Source organism: Paraburkholderia eburnea (genome assembly GCF_002917095.1).
Taxonomy (GTDB): Bacteria; Pseudomonadota; Gammaproteobacteria; order Burkholderiales; family Burkholderiaceae; genus Paraburkholderia; species Paraburkholderia eburnea.
On record NZ_PQGA01000006.1, the window covers coordinates 21,639 to 39,901 of the forward strand.

Below are 18,263 nucleotides of genomic sequence, written 5' to 3' on the forward strand. Positions count from 1 at the left end.
TATTCCTCGAAAGGCATCTGACCGCTAACGGGCGCAGCCCGAAATGGTCAAACCAAAACTTGCCTCGTTGATGGCATAGTCCATCATGTTGCTATCGTGGACCGTCGACGGAAATACTCGCCAGTTGGCAAACGATGGCGATTTGATTTTCACGCGCCCCAGTCGCCCTTGCGCGTCGAGATGCACGGCATAGAGAATCGTTCCGCGTGGCGACTCACACCACCCTAGCCCCTCAGAACCCGCTTCCGGTATGCATGGCCCGCCCAGAGGCTCTTGGCGCACGCCATTTTTGAGGACGCTTTCGATCAGTGCGACGCTCGCACGCAATTCGGCAATGCGAACCTGCATACGGGCGGCGGCGTCACCCGCATGAGCGACGGCAACTTGCGGCGGGAACGTGTCGTAAGCTGCATACGGATGGTCACGCCTCAAATCGCGATCTACACCTGATGCGCGCTCAATCGGACCCGTGGCGCCCTGGTCAAATGCAAGTGTCTGACTCAGGGGCGCGGTGGAAATCAGACGGTCAAGATGGCTCGTCGTCCTTTCGATCAACCCGATGTACTGCTCAATCTGCGGCTTTAATTTGCGCAACCCGTCCCGCAGCGCTTGTAGATCCAGCTCACGTCTGACGCCCCCCGGCCAGACGAGGCTGCGCAGAAAGCGGCTGCCGCTGGCGCGTGCATTGATCTGCTTCGCGTACTCTTCGAGCAGCTTGCCCTGCGCCTCGCCCACTTTCAGGGTTGTGGTATGGCAAAGATGGCCGAGGTAGTGAAGATGGTTGTAGATGCGCTCCAGTTCCGCGGCAATCAGGCGGATCCACCGGGCGCGAGCGGATACTTCGCAGTTTGCCGCGTCTTCGATTGCCTGCGCGTAAGCGATGGCGTGCGCCACGCTGTCAATACCCGTCACCCTTTCCGCAAGCAATGTCGCTGATCCGACATCCATGCCTTCAAACTGTTTCTCCATTCCACGGTGTTTCAGGAAAAGATTGGGGTGATAGTGAAGAATGCCCTCGCCCAGATAATAAAAAATGAATTGGGCCGACTCCAGCACATCCGCCCGCACGGGCCCAAATGGCAGCAACTGGACATGCTTTCCCGATACCGCCGGGAGTGACGGCGCCGGCAGGCGCGCCGCCACGCTATCGCCATTAGCGGTTAAGGGCTCAAGAGGACCGCGATCCGTGTGTGGCAGGAATGCGGTCACCAGACGCTCGGGCTCCGGGTGCCCGGAAAAGGCGACGCCGCTCATTTCCATGATTTCGCGCTCATGCCAGCCGAGCAGCGGACTGATTGCGGCGAGACTGGGCACCGCACGCCCATTCACCTCCACTCGCCAACCACTGAACTTCTCTTGCCCCGGTAACGTGAAAACGTACCGTAGCTCGGCATTCGCCCCACAGGGGTACCATGCATACACCCCTTGAAATCGCCCTCCATCCGCGAGCAGTTGTTTCGCGCGTGTCGTAAGTTCGTCAATTGTCAGAGACGCATATTCGCAGTTAGTCATCGAGCGCCTCCACCGAGATCGGCCGCAACGGTCTCAAAGAAGTGCCACAGTTCCTGCGGCCACCAGACTCCAAGCACGAACACCGGCAGCAGCGCCATCCACATGGGTACGGTCATCCATGCGCTGACATCAATGCCGCCTGGAATTAAAGCGGGCGTTGTGATGGGTGTTCCGGTGTCAAAGTACATGACCCTGAAGTGATTCAGAAAACCAATAAAGATGACGATCAGAAGCAGCAACAGCACAATGACTGCCCACGCGTTTGGGGTCGCGAAACCCGCACGCATGAGCGTCAGTTCGCTGAGAAAAAGGCCAAATGGCGGTGCTCCGGTTATCGCAACCGCGCCCGCAATCCATAGCGCCCCGGTCACCGGAAATCGCGCCCATACTCCACGGATCGCGTCGATATCCTTGGTTCCATAGACCCGCATCACGTTTCCCGCGCCGAAAAACATGAGCGACTTGTTCAGCGAATGGTTGAGCATGTGGTACATCACGGCAGCGATACCCAGCGGGCCGCCAAATCCAATCCCCAGCGCGAGTACACCCATATGTTCAACACTGGAATAGGCCATCAGCCGTTTGATGCCCTCCTGGCGCACGATGAAAAGCGCAGCGACAAAGAGCGAAAATGCACCGAATGCGACGAGCACCGTGCGCGGCAAATACGACCGGCTGGCCGCGTCCGTGATCGTCAGAAAGCGCGCGACGCCAAGCATCGCCGTGTTCAGAAGCGCCCCGGACAGCATGGCGGATACGGGCGCCGGCCCTTCGCTGTGGGCGTCAGGCAACCATGTGTGCATCGGCGCGAGACCAGCCTTGGTTCCGTACCCGACCAACACCAGCAGGAAGGCCGTCTGTACGAGCGATGGACTCATACGAGGGGCGGCAACGCGCAGCGTCTGCCAGGTCATGTCATATGTTGGTCCCAGTACCAGGCTTCCCGCCCAGTAGAAAAGCACGGTGCCGAGAAGCGCCAGACTGATACCTGCCGACACGACAATGATGTACTTCCAGGCGGCCTCGATGGCCTCCTGGCCGTGCTCGAAACCTACGAGAAATGTGCTCACCAGCGTCGTCAGCTCAATGGCGATCCAGTAAACACCGATATTGTTCATCAGCGGGCCGCAGATCATCGTTGCTGCGAACAGCGAGAACAACGCATAGAAACCCGGCAATCTTGCCGCCTCCTCCCGAAGCAGGCGCATATAGCCCACTGCGTAAATCGATGCGAGGCAATAGACAATGCAGGTGCAGACGAGGGTCCATGCTCCTGGCGCGTCTAATAACACATAACCATTGATGAACGTTCTTGCGCCCTCGACATGCGCGACAAGCCACAAGGACGCCACGGCGCACACGATGGCCGCCAGGAGATTGGCGTATTCCGCGACATGCCTGTTCTGGCTGGCGCCCGCAATCGCGGCGGACACTATTGGTGCGATGACGATAATCACAAGCCACGCTTCGATCATGATCACCCCACGAGCCGCCTGAGTTCACGGCTGCTGGTACTGCCCACATGGGCGACCAGATAGCGCACGAGGACACCGAAGCTCACCACGATGACGAGCAGGTCGAACAGCAGTACCAGCTCAATCAGCAGCGGCATGCCCGGCACCAGTATCTGTGAGCCGAGAAAAATCCCATTCTCCAGGACCAGCAGGCCCAGCACCTGACTGATGGCCTCCTGACGCACGGCGAGCATCAGAAAGCCAATGAGCTTCATCGAGAGCATGACGGTGAGCGCGAGCACAACCACCGTACCGCCGAGACCCAGCGAGTTTCCCAGGTGATTCGCAACCACGAAGGCAAACAGCACGAGCAGCGCGCCAAGCACGAGACAAGACCCTGGTTGTAACGTGACATGCAATTCCCGCTCGACAGACAGGCGCGCGATGATCCGCCAGATAAGATACGGCAGCACAAGACCGCGAAAGAAAGCCGTCAGTACTGCGACAAAATAAAGCTCGTGGTAATTTCCATAGTAGCCCACTGCGGCAGACAAAATCGCAATCAACCAGGACTCTGCCGTAAAGGCGAGCAGGTAATCCTTGAGCCATCGCGAACCCAGCATCACAAACGCGAGAAGAAGGCTTCCGATTGCGAGGAGGCTGAACAGCGACGCGGCGAGTGGGCTCAGGTTGGCTAGCAACATCGGGTCACCGTAACTGATTTGCAGCGATGGCAAGCACCGCGAGCATGAAGGACGCCGCAAGCGGTTCCTGATAGCGGAAAAAGCGCAGGCGCGACTGGGCTGTTTCAACGAGCACGACGACAAGCATCCGTGCGAAAAGTCCCGCGGCCGCAGCCAGTGCGCCGATCGCAGTGCCATGCCGGGAAAGTCCCCAAGGCAGAGTGAGGACATTGCAGAAAATCGTGAAGAGGATGAACTGCTTCATCATCGACGCCCATCTCAGCAGCGCCAGCAATGGCCCGGAATACTCCAGAATCCGGGCCTCCTCGATCATGTAAACCTCAATGTGCGTGCTTGAATGAATCGGCAATCTGTCCGTCTCCACGAGCAGCAGGACGAAGAAGGCAAAAACAAGGAACAGGTGTGCCGGACTCCAATAAACGGAGGGCTGTTGCACCAGCAGATGGTTGACGACGAACGGCAACATGGCCTTGGCCAGCAACGTGATTCCAACGAGCACCAGAATCAACGTCGGCTCGGCCAGAATGCCAAGCATGACTGAACGACTCGAGCCGATCCCCCCGTAGGCACTCCCCGAGTCAAGACCCGCCAGAACAATGGCGAAGGAGCCTAAGGTCAAAATGAGTCCGCCGCCCAGAATATCCCCCATGTCGGAGAGCGGAAGCGGAAAATCAGTAAGAACCGGAATGAGGATGGGGACCGTCAACATGCAGGTGAACGCGACAACCGGCGCACACCAATAGATCCAGGACGCGGTCTCAGGAACGACGATCTCTTTGTGAAGCAGTTTGCGCAGATCCCGGTACGGCTGAAAAATGCCGGGCCCTCGCCCTCGTTGAACGCGTTCCTCCCATTGCAGGATCACGCCCTGCAGCAGCGGCGAGAGGACAAGCACCGTGACGACCTGGCCGATCTGAAGGAGGATGTCGCGCACGCTCACGACCCCTCTCCTGATCGACCTGCGTGTCGAACGTCGATCAGAGTCGGAGCGGTGCGATGCACGCGTGCAACCGCCGGACAGCAGACCGGGCCGTTATTCTGTTGGTCAATGAGGCAGGAAAATCGCCATGAGAACTCGCGCAGGCATCCCATATTGTTCGCTTTCTGCTGGCATCGTAATGCCCGGGATGCTCGTGAGTGCGAGCCGGCCAAAAATGCCCACCGGCCCCGGCTTCCGGGGACTGGTAGGCATCATTAGCCGCGCGGAGCGCGGCGGTTCAGGGAGAATGCCATCTCCGCCAATTTCAGCTTTGAGTATAGGAGACACCTGTACACATGCAAGCCCGCAAACTTCTCCTAATGCGGGCGCCGGTGAAAGAGAGAAAAATGCTTTCGGGTATCGCCATGCCCATCATCGCCCAGCAGACCATACTCCACAGGCGAGCGGGTATAAAAGACATGGATATGCTCAGTTTTGATGGCGTCGAGCATACGGTCTGCCTCATCTTCAGTAACAGCAAGAATGATCTGTACCGGCTGGTCTTCGAGCCTGAGAATATGTGCCGCATGATGTGCACCAGCGTGTCCGGTTCCTTCGGCACAGTTGATGACGGTTGCGCCATGAATGCCCAGTTGCTTTGCTTCATGCAGCAGCCATTCGATAACGGTACGATGCCCGTGGCGGCGATTTTGTTCGGTATAGAAAGTAAGCTGGTAGCCGTTCATGTCTGTCTCCTCCAAACGACACCAGGGTGCCGTCACGAAGGATTGATACCTCCAGGAGTCGACGATCCCTCAAAACATTCTAGTGCATGAAGCGTGCAGAACCTCATGCCACCCTGGAACGGCTCCTGCACCGGCTCCCGGGTGTCATGGGGAACGATCAGCACCGGTCCCGGTTGTGGCTGTGGTTACATAGCAGATGCCGATTTCGTTTCTCCGTGTCGTGGAATAGCCTGGGCTCGCCGTCTGCGACGGATACCATCCGGTTCAGGAACGACGAAGATGACGAAAGGCGTCACGGCCAGCAAAGCGGGCGTCCTCGCCGAGCGCCCTCTCAATCGCCAGCAGCCGGTTGTACTTCGCGACGCGCTCGCCGCGAGCAGGCGCACCTGACTTGATCTGGCCGCAGCCCAATGCGACCGCGAGATCAGCAATGCTCGTGTCTTCGGTCTCGCCGGATCGGTGAGACACAAGACAGCTGTATCCAGCAGAAAGAGCGAGTTGCGCCGTGTCGAGCGTTTCCGTTACGGTGCCGATCTGATTGAGCTTGATCAGGATGCTATTGCAGCAATGCTCATCGATACCCCGCTGGAGGAACTTGCGATTCGTCACAAACAGATCGTCACCTACGATCTGCACGCGGCTGCCCAGCTCGCGCGTCAACGTCGCGAACCCTGCCCAGTCACCGTCTGCAAGCGGATCCTCCAGCGACACGAGCGGATACCGGTTCACCCAGTCCGCCCAGAATGCAATCATCTCGTCGGTGGTCAAGGTTTTGCTGTCACGAACAAGGCAATAGCGACCGTCCTCGTAGAACGAATTTGCAGCGGGGTCAATGCCAATGGCGATATCCTCGCCGGGCCGGTAGCCCGCCCGCTCTATCGCGCGCAGAATGAGTTCCAGCGCCGCTTCGTTCGAAGGCAATTGAGGTACATAGCCGCCTTCATCGCCAACGTTCGTGGACAAGCCGGCATCGACCAGCACGGCGCCGAGCGCGTGATATGTCTCCGCCCCATAGCGCAGCGCCTCGCGAAACGTCGGGGCACCAAGCGGAACCAGCTTGAACTCCTGGACGTCGGGACCGCCCTGGCCATGTTTGCCGCCATTGAGGACATTGAACATGGGCACCGGCAAAACGTGAGCGTTTGCACCGCCGAGATACCGGAACAGTGGCAGTCCGCTTTCGGCTGCCCCGGCCTTTGCACATGCAAGCGATGCACCGAGTATCGCGTTAGCGCCAAGAACTTTCTTTGATTCTGAGCCGTCCGTCTCAATCAGCTTCTCATCGATCAGTCGCTGGTCGTCCACCCGCATCCCGGTCAGCGCCCAGGCGACTTCTTCATTGACGTGCTTCACGGCACACAGCACCCCCTTGCCACCGTAGCGTTTCGGATCCCTGTCGCGAAGTTCAACGGCTTCGAATTCGCCTGTTGATGCGCCTGAGGGCACAGAAGCGTTGACTGTCACGCCGCTGGACAACGTAACGCTCACTTCAACCGTCGGGTTGCCTCGCGAGTCAAGGATTTCGTCGGCCGATATTTCTTCGATTACCGCACGGCTACTCATCGCAACTCCCAGCTAACGATGCAATTAATGGACGGAAGCTAACGCGTTATCCCTTTGGCCAGCCACCGTGAAATCGAGAGATTCGCTTCATGGATGTGCGTCGCGGAATGCCGCAACTGCGATGCGAATGGCCTGCCAGGCCGCATCGATATCTGCCCACCCCTCGAACTGCACCCACTTCCCTGGCTCGAGTTTTTTATAGTTTTCGAAAAAGAACTGGATCTGATTGAGCGTGTACTCCCCAACGTGTTCGAGTTCAGTGATGCTCCTGGTTGACGGGCAAACGCTGTCGACTGGCACGGCAATGACTTTTTCATCAGGACCAGCCTGGTCGTTCATGTTCAGCAGGCCAACAGGACGACAGGGTATCAACGACAGACGTTCGAGCGGAAAAGGCGCAATCACGATGATGTCCAGCGGATCACCGTCCCTCGCAAGCGTTCTCGGGATAAATCCGTAGTTCGCCGGATAGCGCATGCCAGCGCTCATGATCCGGTCAACTCTAAGCAGTCCGAGAGTTTTGTCCGCCTCATATTTCACCGGTTCGCTCTGAGCAGGAATTTCGATGATGGCGTTGATTTCCATCGGCACGTTATCTCCGGTGGGAATGGCGTTGAAATCCATCATTGGCCTCCGTCGGCACCCAAGGCACCATATTCGATCGGCGCGCGCGTATAAAAGAGCCGCATGCCGCCCTCGCGCAGGTTCGCAAGCAGCACATCGATCTTTGCGTCGTCGGCAATTAACGTCACTGCGACGGGTTGATCAACGATTTCGAAAAAACGTGCTGCATGATATTTGCCTTTGGCGTCGACGCCTTCCGAAATCTCGACAACCGTTGCACCAACAATACCCGCCTGCTTTGCCTCATCAAGCAACCATTCGACGACCGTCATATGCTTGATACGATGACTTTGGTTTGCCGCATACAACGTAAGCTGGCTTCCCTTCATGGATACCTCCGGATTGGAGAGCGAACGGCCTATCCGGAATAGACAGGCGCGCGCACCCGACACACCCATAATGGTGCGAAAGAAACTAATCGTATGAAAACCCGATTCGCAGGTTAAACAAATCTGGGCAGCAGGACGCTATGGCAATGCCTACGACATCCTGGACCCAGGAACCGTAGGCATCATTAGCCGGGCACAAGCCGGCGGTTTGGTCTAGGAGGAATGCCATCTCCCGGTTTCGAGTGTAGCACGCACAATTTGCGCCCGCCACTGGCGGCCCGATATACGAACCGCAGCAATAACATACCCGCTTCGGCGCTGAGCCTATAGTCCACAAGCCCGATTGCGCACCATCCTGGCATCCGTTAGAGTGCGTGGATAGCTACGGAGATGGCATTCTCCGCCAACCGCCGGCCCCATCCGGCTAATGATGCCTACGGTTCCTGGTCGGGAGCTGTCGGGTCATTGCAATGCTCCTGTCCAGGTCTTGTTTTATCCTTCTACCGGACAGCGTACCGTGCCCTCCTCCGCTGCAGATTCACGTCCCCCGCCCGCTTTGGCCTTGTCCGATGGCGAAATCGATTTTCTCTGGTGGTTTATCCAGGGCAGCATCATGGACGCTGGAGTTCGCATACGTCTTTACGCGCATTGGGGTATGTGTGCACGACATGCCCTAGGCTTCTTTTGTGTTGAAGCCGCGTTCCGACCTCATCTCATTCATGGCAGCACAATTCTGTATAACGAATTGATGCGACGTGCCTCGCATCTGCTTGAAGGTCATGGAGTTTGCAGTCTTGCACCAACCGGGGTAACAAGACACCGGTTGCGTTCGTCCGGTCCCTGCCACATGTGCAACCTTGGCTACGGTCCTGCGTCATCGGGAAACGCGCCGCCAGAGCGAATCGCGCAAGGCCGCGACCTCGCAAACGCCCGAGCATTCGCAAGGGCAAATCGTGACGGATGGCTGCCCCACGTATGTGGGCAGTGCGCCGGGACCGGCAGCGACACACTCTGCCGCCGCCATCTGATTGAGTCGCCGGATCGCGATGGAGCGCTGGCGTTGCGGCTTCATGGCGCGGCCGCAACCAGGATCGCGGAACATCTCGCGCGCTTCGAACATTCGTTCCGTTGGGATAGCCGCGGGACCGATTCCGCGGAAGATCGCGGTGCACTTATCGCGGCTATCGGGTGGTGCAGCGGCTGGGGCGAGATCCTGCAGGCATTGGGTGGCGATTGAGTCATGATTGCGCCGTTGCTAAACGCGTGAGTTGACTACAGTTTGCCAACGTCCTGACTGCGCGACGATATTGCGCGTCTACGCTGGGGTGAAACGAGTGATTCGTGGGGAAGCGAAGCATCTCAGTGAGCCTGAACCCGCGCTTATCGATTCGGCGCTCAGGGCGAGCGCAACGCAAGTTCAGAACACAACTGCTATATCTCGGCATTGTTTAGCAGCGTTGGCTCTCATCGCAAAGCCTGGCTTTCGTCGATTTTGGACAATCCTCCTTTCTCGCTGACTGTCTGCTCTTCGCCATTTTTCTCATCACCAAATATCTGCCGGTACAAGTCCTGTCCAAAGCTTGTCTGCAGAGGCTCAGCTTCGATAAGCCGGAACGTCCTCACGCCGTCATCGCGGCGTTCTGCACGCAGGAACATGCTTTGACTGGAGGTCGCGTCCCGCAGGCCGCTCGCAAGAGTGAAAAGATGGGTCACGAGGACGATCTTTACATGGTGATCAAGCAACGCATCTACGATCTGACCTCCGATCTCCGACCCCTCCCGCTCATTCGTTGAGGCAAATGACTCGTTCGACAGGAACAACCCGTTCGCGGCCATGTGATCGACGACCTCGCTCATGCGCTTTAGCTCTTCGTCGAACTTTCCGCTGTGCATGCTGGCGTCTTCTTCGCGCTTGTAGTGCGTAAAGATCGCCGTTGCGAGATTCGCTTCGAACTCGTTGGCACCGACGAACATCCCCGCCTGAAGAAGCATCTGTGCGATACCGACACCTCGAAGAAATGTCGACTTACCTCCCTGATTCGCACCGGTTACAACAAGAAGGTCCTTGCCGTTAGCGTCCGCGTCATTCGCAACGGGTTCCTGATCAGTACGCAACGCCAGGCTGATGTCGTATAGCTGACGATAGCGGAGCTTGCGCTCGCCGGACGGATGCGGCGCAGGGAAACAGACAGGCATGCCGCGTCGCAAAAGTTCGTTGCGCAGATTCAGGCAGCCCAGATAAAACCCCAACTCCGCCCGAAGCATGAAAAAGAAGCTCTTGATATGGTCTGCCGACTGCGCAAGTGCATTGGCTACACGGTTGATGCCGCGTGCCTCAAGCTCACCAATAGCGCGCGCTCCGTTCTCGTCCCGATCGGGAATGTGAAACGTGCGGGACGGCGGACCTTTTGCAAATAGCCGCCTGAAAAAATTCGGATCCTTCTCGTGTGGCTTGCGCAGAATGTAGTGTTCGCCCTTGTTCCCCCGTCCGAGGCGCGCACTGATCAAGACGCCATCGTTGAACTTGAGCGCTTTCAGACATCGCGTGATGGTCACAAAATAGTCGTCGGTCAGCTCCTCCCTTACCATGCCGTAGAACCGCCGAAACCCTGCGGACTCGAACTGGCCGAGATTCTCGTCCGCCACCTGGCGCAGCTTCCCAAGCACGCCGAGAAGTGCCTGAACCAGATCTCGTGCGCCGTGCAGCACGCTGGCCGGCGAGGCCGTGAGCGCCCAGTAGAAGGTCTTTCGCTCAACCTCAAGCGCCTCCACAGCGATCTGGTAAAGCTGCCTTACGACTGCTTCATGTTCGATACAGTCCTTGAGCACCGCCTGGCGATAAAGTATGTCGTCAACATCGCTCAGGCTCAGAGGAACGACCTTCTTCACCGTGTCGTACAGATATTCATCACCAGCGCTCATTGCCCGATAAAGTGCGTTGAGATCGAGATCCTGGTTCAATGCCTGTTCGTTCCAGAATTCATCGCGACGCCAGGGAAAATCACTCGCGTCATGAAGAAGATAGGCTTTCATGAGGCGAGGCGCTCCTTGATGCGTTCGTAGGTCAGGCCGTATTGTTCGGCAACGGAAAGCGCATAGGCGTGCCCGTCTGCGGGACGCCTTCGAACCCGAAACGTACGAACCGAAAGGTCGTCGGGGTTGACTTCGCTCACCATGCTCACGATTTGCGGACCCAGTCGGGCAAGCTCCTCGATGAACGTTACACACACGCACAGTGCGTCACGTTTAATGATTTCGCCGATAATCCTGCGGCAAAGAAACAGCGCGTCTGCCAGCGTCGTCGAACTGAAGATCTCGTTCATCAGGATGATGCTGCGGGAAGTCGACGCCTCCAGGACTTCGTGCATGCGTATCAGGTCATCTTGAAGCTTGCCACGCAAGTCCTGGGTATTCTCCTCGCGTTCAAAGTGCGCAAACAGATGATCGTAAAGAAAAAGATGCGCATTTCGCCCTGGGACTGCGCATCCCAGCCGACCAAGAAAATGAATCTGCCCGAAGGTTCTGGCAAACGTAGTCTTGCCGCCGTTGTTAGGTCCTGATACTACGAAGATCCGCTCGGGGCCTTCGAGAGATAAATCATTGCAGACGACCATGACCTTGGTGGTGCAAAGCTTGTGGGCCAGTACGAGATCAAATGTGGCTTCACAACTCACAGCCTTTGTGGCGCCTGAGACAACGGGATAACTGAAATGGAGCCCGGCTTCGCGACATGGCTGAATGTAGTTGCGATAGGCAATGTAGAACTGCACTTCACGGTCGAACGCTGCAATCGTGAAGTCCACAAAATCGGCGTGGATAGTACAAAAGGTCTCCAGGAGCATGAACGGCTGCGGATCAAGCTCTGCGACACAATCGAGTACCTGCGCCTCGACATGATTCATTTCTGGCCAGTCTTTCTGTTCAACGCTGTGATCCTTTACGTCTCCTTGTTTGAAACGCTCAAAAATACCCAGCACATAGGTTCCATAGTCATCCTCACCATCGTAGTTCAGGACCGTTACTGCATTACCATCAAGGTGAATGCAATATCGCACGCGAGCCAGCGCGACTCGCACTTGTCCTATGTCACTGGTCAGCTTCGCAAACGCTTCAGACTGCAGGTACGTCGTCAGCCACGAAGCGAACGCCTGGAATCCCCGGGACCTGGGGCCAGCCGCACGTAACGCATCACCGAATGAGCGCAAGGCGCTGCAATAGCGTGACGTCGCCTCCAGAAACCACCACTGCTTCTGCCGTTTGAAATGGAGCTTCCTGGCTTCACCAAGACATGCCCGCATCTTTCGCATCGCAAGAGCAAGCTCCTGAACACCGAGCAGCAGCCCTTGGTCGTCGAGATCCTGCATGACCTCGTGCCGAAAGGTGACCGCACTCTCTCGACTCAACTCCATACGAAAAAATGGAACGAGATTGTATTCGTCGAAACCTCGCGTGGCCTCGTTCACGAACTGATCGAGATTGAGGTCGCCAAAGAATTCAGGTTCCTTAACGTCTCCGGTCGGTGGGCCGTCTTCGATGGTCTCAAAGAGGATGCTATGGAATTCCATCTTGTTCCCCTGCTCACTGCGCATGGACGTGGCTAACGCGCGCATGTTCGCTTCCGGTCAACTTGAGTGACGGAGCTGGGTTGCAGGACAATCGGGATGCGCCGCTTTACGGCACAAGCACAGAGGGGTAGCGCGCTTAACGCGCATGCCTACAGCGCCGCTTCCCGGGCCTGTAGGCATCATTAGCCCCGAAGGGCGGTTGTCAGGAGGAATGCCATCTCCCGAGGTCAGTTTACGCTGCGCAGATCTAGCTTACAAGGGGCTGCGGGGCCAACCGGGCTTGCGCGCCGGCCGCGATGTCATCACGCTGCCGTTCGGTGATGAGCCGCAACTTTCGGGCCCACCAGGTCCGGTTTTCGTCGGCAAACGAAAACGTCGCCCGGTGAGGCCATCCCGCGCGCGCCAAGCTGTTGAGTCAATGCGAACCTACTAGCCATGCCCTGGAAAATCCGGCATAGCCGGGCAAGTCGCCGGATCGAGATACAGGCCAATATTTCCAGAATGATCGAGGAGGAAATGGCGCGTACAGCCGATCAATGCGGTCAGCTAAACACACTCACGGCCTCTACCAGCCTGGTCGCCTGCTGCCGGAGGCTGTCCGATGCGGCCGTGCTTTGCTCCACCAAAGCAGCGTTCTGCTGGGTGATGTTGTCAAGATCGCTCACGGCCTGGTCGATCTGGGTCACTCCGCTACTTTGCTCTTCCGTGGCCGACCGTATTTCCGCGATCAGGTCGGTTACGCGCCGCACCTGAGCCACGATATCGTCCATGGTTTTGCCGGCCTCATCGACAAGACTCGAACCCGTCTCGACTTTCTCGACGCTGGTGGAGATCAGTTGCTTGATCTCCTTGGCCGCGTTGGCGCTGCGCTGGGCCAGTGCGCGAACCTCCCCTGCCACCACCGCGAAGCCCCTACCCTGATCCCCCGCCCGGGCCGCCTCGACGGCGGCATTCAGGGCGAGGATGTTGGTCTGGAATGCAATGCCGTCGATCACGCCAATGATGTCCGAAATCTTGTGCGAGCTCGCGGTGATTTCGTTCATCGTGCTGACGACTTCCGATACGGCCTGCCCACCCTTCGCTGCCGCGTTTCTCGCCGAACCCGCCAGCGTGTTCGCCTGCAGCGCGATTTCGGCGTTGCTCTTCACCGTCGCAGTCATCTGCGTCATTGACGACGCGGTCTGCTGGACGTTCGAGGCCGCCTGCTCCGTTCGTTGGCTGAGGTCGTTATTGCCCTGCGCAATCTCATTGATGGCGCGCTGAACCGTGATGACCTGCTCGCTCACGTCGTCGATAAGCCATCGGAACATCAAGCCCAACTGGCTGATCGTACGCAGAGTCATGCCGATCTCGTCGACCCGGTCGATATGCACCGCTTTCTGGCTCTCGCCCGACGCTACGCGCAAAGCCTGAGCCAGCACCTGTTCGAGCGGCCTGGAAATCTGCCCCTCCAGCCACAACGAAACGAGAAAAAGGCAGAACGAGGCGCCCCCTGCAAATGCCATCAGCCGCACGTCCGTCACCCCGCAGAGCCATGCCGCCACGACGATGAACGGCACCGCCGCAAGCAACGCGGACCGGAGGCGCCAGCGCACCGGCATGGTCTTGAGCATTGAAGCCCAACCGAGGAGGCCGGTGCGAACGATTAACCCCTTGTGAAAACGCCGCTTGCCCGCCTTGTGCTCGCGGAACTGGCGGTAAAGCTTCTCCGCGGCTTCAATTTCGTCGCGCGAGGGCTTGGTCCGTACGGACATGTAGCCGGACGTCTGACCGTTTCGAACCACGGGAGTGGCATTTGCCCGGACCCAGTAATGGTCACCGTTCTTGCGGCGGTTCTTGACGAGCGCGGTCCACGGCTCGCCGCCCCTGAGCGTGGCCCACATGTCGGCGAATGCCTCCTGCGGCATGTCCGGATGCCGGACGATGTTGTGAGGCTGGCCCTGAATTTCGTCCTGGGAGAAGCCGCTTGCATGAATGAAAGCGGCATTGGCGTAGTTGATGTGGCTCTGGGTATCCGTCGTCGACATCAATGTCGCATTGTCCGGAATCTCGAACTCGTGCTGCGTGACTGGCTGATTATTGCGCATGACCTTTCTCCCCGAAAAGATAGATGCGTAAGGCATTGGTGATCGGTGTTGAAAGTCTTGAAAGGCGTGGACAACGTCCCTCTGCGATCCAGTTGCGTGTATATCGTCCTTAATTGAGCGTTCTTTAGCGCGATGGGGGTTACTCCTTATCCAAAGCTCCGCAAAAAATAAGGATGCCGAATTATATTGATCGCCGCAGGTTTTCCGGGGAGGCTGACTGACTCAGTCAGCAATCAGGCCGAACGACACATGCCAGTGCTCCAGGCACAGTGACTGCGATTGTCAGAACATGATAATGCAATGATGTGACAGTGTGAATGACAAAATATCTTGCTGAGCGTCACGACCTTGCCAGGCGATAGGCTAACCGCATCGATCCTCAGAAGGCGACAGACAACTCGGGACTGGACGCAGCCCGGTCTAGGTCGGTGAACTCATTTGGCGTGCGAGAAGCCGGAAAAGGCGAGTCGCTCCCTGCTCCTCGCTGTATTGATAATCGACGCGGCCACGGCTCTCATGCAGCCGACTTCCCCACGGCCGCCTCGACTGGAATGGCCGATGAGCCATTCCGATGAAGTCGATTTGACCTACTCGACCTGTTTCCTGCTCTTCAGGAATACCCGCCCGGCGGCCGTAATCGAAACACTCGATCGCGCACCGGATGGGTAGCCAACGTAGCCGGCACTGATCAACTCCCGGGTGATCGACCAGCCGAGCGCCGGCGCGTCTCTCCCGTAGCGAACTTCTGCGAGGCGTTCCAGCGCCCAGATTGCGGACGTGGAAATGGTTTGCTCATTTGGCGTATCGTTGTCGCTCATTGTTTCTCCAGGGAATTCACGGGAACTCGTTGTGGATTGTGAAACTCCGCATAGTCAACCGGGATGCTAAGCACCCTGATGCATCCAGTCGCAGTTCGAACCGATCTCCATGCGCACGGCTGCCTGCACGAGATCAACGTCATGTTGAGCGGCATGTTGAACCGCCTGCTTCGTCAGCGTCTCGAGTGACGGTAATGGAGCGCCGTTCTTCCATGCGAAAGCAATGATGTTTCCGGCACTGTCCTCGGCCGGGGCAAGCGCGACGGAGGAATCGAATACCCCACGAATCCTGGCGATGTTTTCCCCCAGTTGTGGGCTGTCATCCTCTCCCAGCAGGTTGGCGACCAGCACACCATGTGCGCTCAACCGCGAATGGCACGCTTCGTAAAAGGCCGCGTCGGACAGTTCGGGAGGTACGCCGTCTGCGTTGAAACCGTCGAGCAACAGCGCGTCGAAGGTTTGCGCGGTCGTCGATAGATACTGCGCTGCGTCCGCGCAAACGACCGACAGGCGTTCATCGTCGGGTGGGATGCAAAAGCGCTCGCGGAGCGCAATCACCTCCGGATTGATTTCGACTACGGTAATGCTTGCCTCTGGCAGATGCCGATAGCAGTACTTCGTCAGCGATCCTCCGCCGAGTCCGATCATGCAGATGCGTTCGGGAGCCGGCTGCAGCAGCAGAAATCCCATCATCGTGCGTGTATACCCCAGTACGAGCGCGTCTGGAGCGGCACGCGACATGATGCTTTGCACGCTGCGGCCGTCAAAATGCAGCGAAATGAGATGCTCGGATTCCATGACGTCCGGCATATCCGGCGCAGCGCCGGAGCGAAAGGCCCGCAAACCCGGAAGCGGCCAGTTGAACGAAGGCATGCGGCTCACCCTTCCTGTAGCCGCGGCAAGATCGCGCTGTCGCTTTCGAAGCGGCCCGCCGCTTCGGCGAATACATTCGGGGCGGCATACGCCCCATTCCGGTTCCGCCCGGCCCCGGCCTGAAAATCCGCAACGATTGCCATGTATTTTCCCAAAACCTCAGTACGGCCCCCTGGATTCAGTGCGAAGCATCGATCTGGCAGTCCGCGAGAAATGCTCTGAGTTCGCCTTCCCACGTCGGCTCTTCCAGGTTGATGTTGACATCAGCCAGTCGCTTCATTTCGAGATTCAGGTGCGCCGCTTCGAGCGATCGGGGCCACACCGCCTGCGCAAAACACCTGTGGTCGATGTCCAGGACGAGCCACGGATGGCGCCGGAACCTCGTGCTGGCGACCGAAATCGCATCCAGCACGTGCCGGGCCGATTCCCGTGGATAGACGAAGGCCAGGTGGATACCGGCCGCCGCGAGTTGCTCGCCGACGTCATGGAACCGGTGAACCATCTGGAAGCCGCGTTCGCCGCCGCGTCCAACGCCCACCAGGACCATCCCCCGGCTTCCGGCTATTTCCCGCAGACGCACCAGGCGCCGGTCAGCCAACAGCAATGCTGCATCCAGATCGAACATGACGACATCCTCAGCGAATCCGCCCGCAAGTTCGCTGAAGGGCGGCGAAACGAATTATAATACGGCAACAATTTCATGTGCCTTACATTATAATGCAATGTGTGCCATCGAAGGATCGCCTCCGGCGAGGTACAGCCGATTTTTCTGACTACCCTGAAACCGTTTCAATGGAAGCCGCAATGAACGCCGCCCCCGCATGCCCGCAATGCTCAATGGAGAACACGTACCCGGACGGAGCACTGTATGTGTGCGCGGACTGTGGTCACGAATGGTCAAAGGCCGTGGGCATCGACACTGCGAGCGATCCAGAAAGCAGCGTTGTCCGGGATGCAAACGGCAACGTGCTTTCAGACGGTGATTCGGTCGTGCTCGCCAAGGATCTGCGTGTGAAGGGCTCGTCGATCACGCTGAAGATGGGCACCAGGGTGAAAAATATCCGGATAGTTGGCGGCGATCACGAGATCGATTGCAAGACCGATGCCGGCAGCTTCATGCTCAAGGCCTGCTTTCTGAAGAAAGCCTGACCTGCAGCACCGCACCCGCGCGAAACGCGGCAGCGCTTCACGCACTCGTTTGACTACCTGGATAGATCGAGAATGGACGGCGACCCGACATCCTGTGACGCATTCGTCAAGTTCCTCTCAACGCCATTGAATGACAGGCGACCATTCGTGCTGGAAACGCAGCATGCAGTGTCCCTGCACTTCGATCACTTTGCCACCCAGAGCTGCATGTCGCTTCGTGCGCCGGACAGGCTCGCGCTCGGCTATACGCGCACGATGATGGGATTCCTGCTGCTGCAGCCGGCTCCCAGGCACATCTGCATGATCGGGCTAGGTGGGGGTTCACTGGCAAAGTACTGCTATCGGCATTTGCCTGACGTGGAGATCACCGCGGTCGAGATCGACCCTGAAGTGATTGCGCTGCGTGATGTGTTCAGGATTCCTGCAGACGACGCACGCTTCAAGGTGCTGTGCGCCGATGGTGCAGACTACATCCGGAGCGAGGACGTAACCGCAGATGTCATACTGGTCGACGCCTATGGGTCGGGCGGCATCGCAAACCAGTGCACGGATCTCGCATTCTTCACCGCATGCCGCGAACGGTTGACGAAGACAGGCGTTCTCGCGATCAATTTCACCGATGACGAACCGGCGCTGGACCTCTACGTCGAACGGCTGCAATCCGTGTTCGGGTCCTCATACACGGTGGTCCGATGCGCGGACGACAGCAATTTCATCGCTTTCGCCTGGAAAGGCAAAGGCCGCCTGCCGTCTTCGCGCATCCTGCTGGATCGCGCCTTCTCGCATGCGTGGGCGGACGACCTGAGGCTGCCCTCGACGGCCAGGCGCCTGAAGGGCGGCGAGAGTCTCGACCCGAAGCGGTTGATCTGGCGCGAAAACGGCCACGCGCACTGGGAGCATGGCGCCTGAACCTGCCTGCT

The 18,263-nt window shown here is 58.1% G+C and carries 16 protein-coding genes and 4 riboswitches; of the genes, 2 read left to right on the forward strand and 14 right to left on the reverse strand.

Features of this window, described 5'->3' with window-relative positions:
* Window positions 1-24: 24 nt before the first annotated feature.
* The 14 genes from B0G62_RS13720 to B0G62_RS13785 all read right to left on the reverse strand — a co-directional run bounded on the left by B0G62_RS13720 (window position 25) and on the right by B0G62_RS13785 (window position 16,819).
* Entirely contained in the window at window positions 25-1,512 is a 1,488-nt protein-coding gene (locus tag B0G62_RS13720; protein ID WP_103704754.1) for a hydrogenase large subunit, read from the reverse strand.
* The gene (locus tag B0G62_RS13725) at window positions 1,509-2,987 is read right to left on the reverse strand and encodes a proton-conducting transporter transmembrane domain-containing protein (RefSeq protein ID WP_103704755.1); all 1,479 of its coding nucleotides are present in this window, start codon (window positions 2,985-2,987) and stop codon (window positions 1,509-1,511) included. The genes B0G62_RS13720 and B0G62_RS13725 overlap by 4 nt, the downstream gene beginning before the upstream one ends.
* Before the next feature lie 2 nt (window positions 2,988-2,989).
* Window positions 2,990-3,670: a hydrogenase gene (locus B0G62_RS13730; RefSeq protein WP_103704756.1), complete on the reverse strand. Its 681-nt coding sequence runs from the start codon at window positions 3,668-3,670 to the stop codon at window positions 2,990-2,992.
* A 4-nt stretch (window positions 3,671-3,674) separates the two neighbouring features.
* On the reverse strand, window positions 3,675-4,610 hold the full coding sequence (locus B0G62_RS13735; RefSeq protein ID WP_103704757.1) for a respiratory chain complex I subunit 1 family protein: 936 nt from the start codon (window positions 4,608-4,610) through the stop codon (window positions 3,675-3,677).
* Between the two features lie 238 nt (window positions 4,611-4,848).
* A riboswitch (Fluoride riboswitch) is annotated at window positions 4,849-4,916 on the reverse strand.
* 50 nt (window positions 4,917-4,966) lie between these two features.
* Window positions 4,967-5,335, reverse strand: coding sequence for a DUF190 domain-containing protein (locus tag B0G62_RS13740; protein ID WP_103704954.1), 369 nt, complete (start codon window positions 5,333-5,335; stop codon window positions 4,967-4,969).
* Window positions 5,336-5,599: 264 nt separating this feature from the next.
* Complete coding sequence (eno, locus tag B0G62_RS13745) at window positions 5,600-6,898, reverse strand: phosphopyruvate hydratase (RefSeq protein WP_103704758.1); 1,299 nt, start codon at window positions 6,896-6,898, stop codon at window positions 5,600-5,602.
* 87 nt (window positions 6,899-6,985) lie between these two features.
* Complete coding sequence (ppa, locus tag B0G62_RS13750) at window positions 6,986-7,522, reverse strand: inorganic diphosphatase (RefSeq protein WP_103704955.1); 537 nt, start codon at window positions 7,520-7,522, stop codon at window positions 6,986-6,988.
* On the reverse strand, window positions 7,522-7,851 hold the full coding sequence (locus B0G62_RS13755) for a DUF190 domain-containing protein (protein WP_103704759.1): 330 nt from the start codon (window positions 7,849-7,851) through the stop codon (window positions 7,522-7,524). Before B0G62_RS13755 ends, ppa begins: the two co-directional genes overlap by 1 nt.
* 169 nt (window positions 7,852-8,020) lie before the next feature.
* Window positions 8,021-8,093, reverse strand: a riboswitch (Fluoride riboswitch).
* Window positions 8,094-8,228: 135 nt separating this feature from the next.
* Window positions 8,229-8,295: riboswitch (Fluoride riboswitch) on the forward strand.
* Window positions 8,296-9,315: 1,020 nt separating this feature from the next.
* The gene (locus B0G62_RS13760; protein WP_103704760.1) at window positions 9,316-10,884 is read right to left on the reverse strand and encodes a MutS-related protein; all 1,569 of its coding nucleotides are present in this window, start codon (window positions 10,882-10,884) and stop codon (window positions 9,316-9,318) included.
* Window positions 10,881-12,416, reverse strand: coding sequence for a MutS-related protein (locus B0G62_RS13765; RefSeq protein WP_103704956.1), 1,536 nt, complete (start codon window positions 12,414-12,416; stop codon window positions 10,881-10,883). Before B0G62_RS13765 ends, B0G62_RS13760 begins: the two co-directional genes overlap by 4 nt.
* 166 nt (window positions 12,417-12,582) lie before the next feature.
* A riboswitch (Fluoride riboswitch) is annotated at window positions 12,583-12,647 on the reverse strand.
* A 311-nt stretch (window positions 12,648-12,958) separates the two neighbouring features.
* On the reverse strand, window positions 12,959-14,503 hold the full coding sequence (locus B0G62_RS13770; protein ID WP_103704957.1) for a methyl-accepting chemotaxis protein: 1,545 nt from the start codon (window positions 14,501-14,503) through the stop codon (window positions 12,959-12,961).
* A gap of 587 nt (window positions 14,504-15,090) precedes the next feature.
* Window positions 15,091-15,321, reverse strand: coding sequence for a hypothetical protein (locus B0G62_RS13775; protein WP_103704761.1), 231 nt, complete (start codon window positions 15,319-15,321; stop codon window positions 15,091-15,093).
* A 66-nt stretch (window positions 15,322-15,387) separates the two neighbouring features.
* Window positions 15,388-16,194: a fused MFS/spermidine synthase gene (locus tag B0G62_RS13780; RefSeq protein ID WP_103704762.1), complete on the reverse strand. Its 807-nt coding sequence runs from the start codon at window positions 16,192-16,194 to the stop codon at window positions 15,388-15,390.
* Between the two features lie 178 nt (window positions 16,195-16,372).
* Complete coding sequence (locus B0G62_RS13785) at window positions 16,373-16,819, reverse strand: hypothetical protein (RefSeq protein WP_103704763.1); 447 nt, start codon at window positions 16,817-16,819, stop codon at window positions 16,373-16,375.
* Window positions 16,820-16,998: 179 nt separating this feature from the next.
* On the opposite strand from B0G62_RS13785, the gene B0G62_RS13790 reads away from it, so the two are divergent.
* Both B0G62_RS13790 and B0G62_RS13795 read left to right on the forward strand, forming a co-directional pair.
* On the forward strand, window positions 16,999-17,343 hold the full coding sequence (locus B0G62_RS13790) for a zinc ribbon domain-containing protein YjdM (protein ID WP_103704764.1): 345 nt from the start codon (window positions 16,999-17,001) through the stop codon (window positions 17,341-17,343).
* A gap of 72 nt (window positions 17,344-17,415) precedes the next feature.
* A complete protein-coding gene (locus B0G62_RS13795) occupies window positions 17,416-18,252 on the forward strand; it encodes a fused MFS/spermidine synthase (RefSeq protein ID WP_103704765.1) in 837 nt (278 codons plus the stop codon).
* Window positions 18,253-18,263: the final 11 nt, after the last annotated feature.

What these genes read in the sequence shown, in the direction of transcription:
- B0G62_RS13740 (WP_103704954.1), bottom strand. Translation starts at nt 5,335, where the DNA reads ATGAACGGCTACCAGCTTACTTTCTATACCGAACAAAATCGCCGCCAC.
- B0G62_RS13765 (WP_103704956.1), bottom strand. Translation starts at nt 12,416, where the DNA reads ATGGAATTCCATAGCATCCTCTTTGAGACCATCGAAGACGGCCCACCG.
- B0G62_RS13725 (WP_103704755.1), bottom strand. Translation starts at nt 2,987, where the DNA reads ATGATCGAAGCGTGGCTTGTGATTATCGTCATCGCACCAATAGTGTCC.
- B0G62_RS13770 (WP_103704957.1), bottom strand. Translation starts at nt 14,503, where the DNA reads ATGCGCAATAATCAGCCAGTCACGCAGCACGAGTTCGAGATTCCGGAC.
- B0G62_RS13785 (WP_103704763.1), bottom strand. Translation starts at nt 16,819, where the DNA reads ATGTTCGATCTGGATGCAGCATTGCTGTTGGCTGACCGGCGCCTGGTG.
- B0G62_RS13780 (WP_103704762.1), bottom strand. Translation starts at nt 16,194, where the DNA reads ATGCCTTCGTTCAACTGGCCGCTTCCGGGTTTGCGGGCCTTTCGCTCC.
- ppa (WP_103704955.1), bottom strand. Translation starts at nt 7,522, where the DNA reads ATGGATTTCAACGCCATTCCCACCGGAGATAACGTGCCGATGGAAATC.
- B0G62_RS13720 (WP_103704754.1), bottom strand. Translation starts at nt 1,512, where the DNA reads ATGACTAACTGCGAATATGCGTCTCTGACAATTGACGAACTTACGACA.
- B0G62_RS13790 (WP_103704764.1), top strand. Translation starts at nt 16,999, where the DNA reads ATGAACGCCGCCCCCGCATGCCCGCAATGCTCAATGGAGAACACGTAC.
- B0G62_RS13795 (WP_103704765.1), top strand. Translation starts at nt 17,416, where the DNA reads ATGGACGGCGACCCGACATCCTGTGACGCATTCGTCAAGTTCCTCTCA.
- B0G62_RS13760 (WP_103704760.1), bottom strand. Translation starts at nt 10,884, where the DNA reads ATGAAAGCCTATCTTCTTCATGACGCGAGTGATTTTCCCTGGCGTCGC.
- B0G62_RS13755 (WP_103704759.1), bottom strand. Translation starts at nt 7,851, where the DNA reads ATGAAGGGAAGCCAGCTTACGTTGTATGCGGCAAACCAAAGTCATCGT.
- B0G62_RS13730 (WP_103704756.1), bottom strand. Translation starts at nt 3,670, where the DNA reads ATGTTGCTAGCCAACCTGAGCCCACTCGCCGCGTCGCTGTTCAGCCTC.
- B0G62_RS13775 (WP_103704761.1), bottom strand. Translation starts at nt 15,321, where the DNA reads ATGAGCGACAACGATACGCCAAATGAGCAAACCATTTCCACGTCCGCA.
- eno (WP_103704758.1), bottom strand. Translation starts at nt 6,898, where the DNA reads ATGAGTAGCCGTGCGGTAATCGAAGAAATATCGGCCGACGAAATCCTT.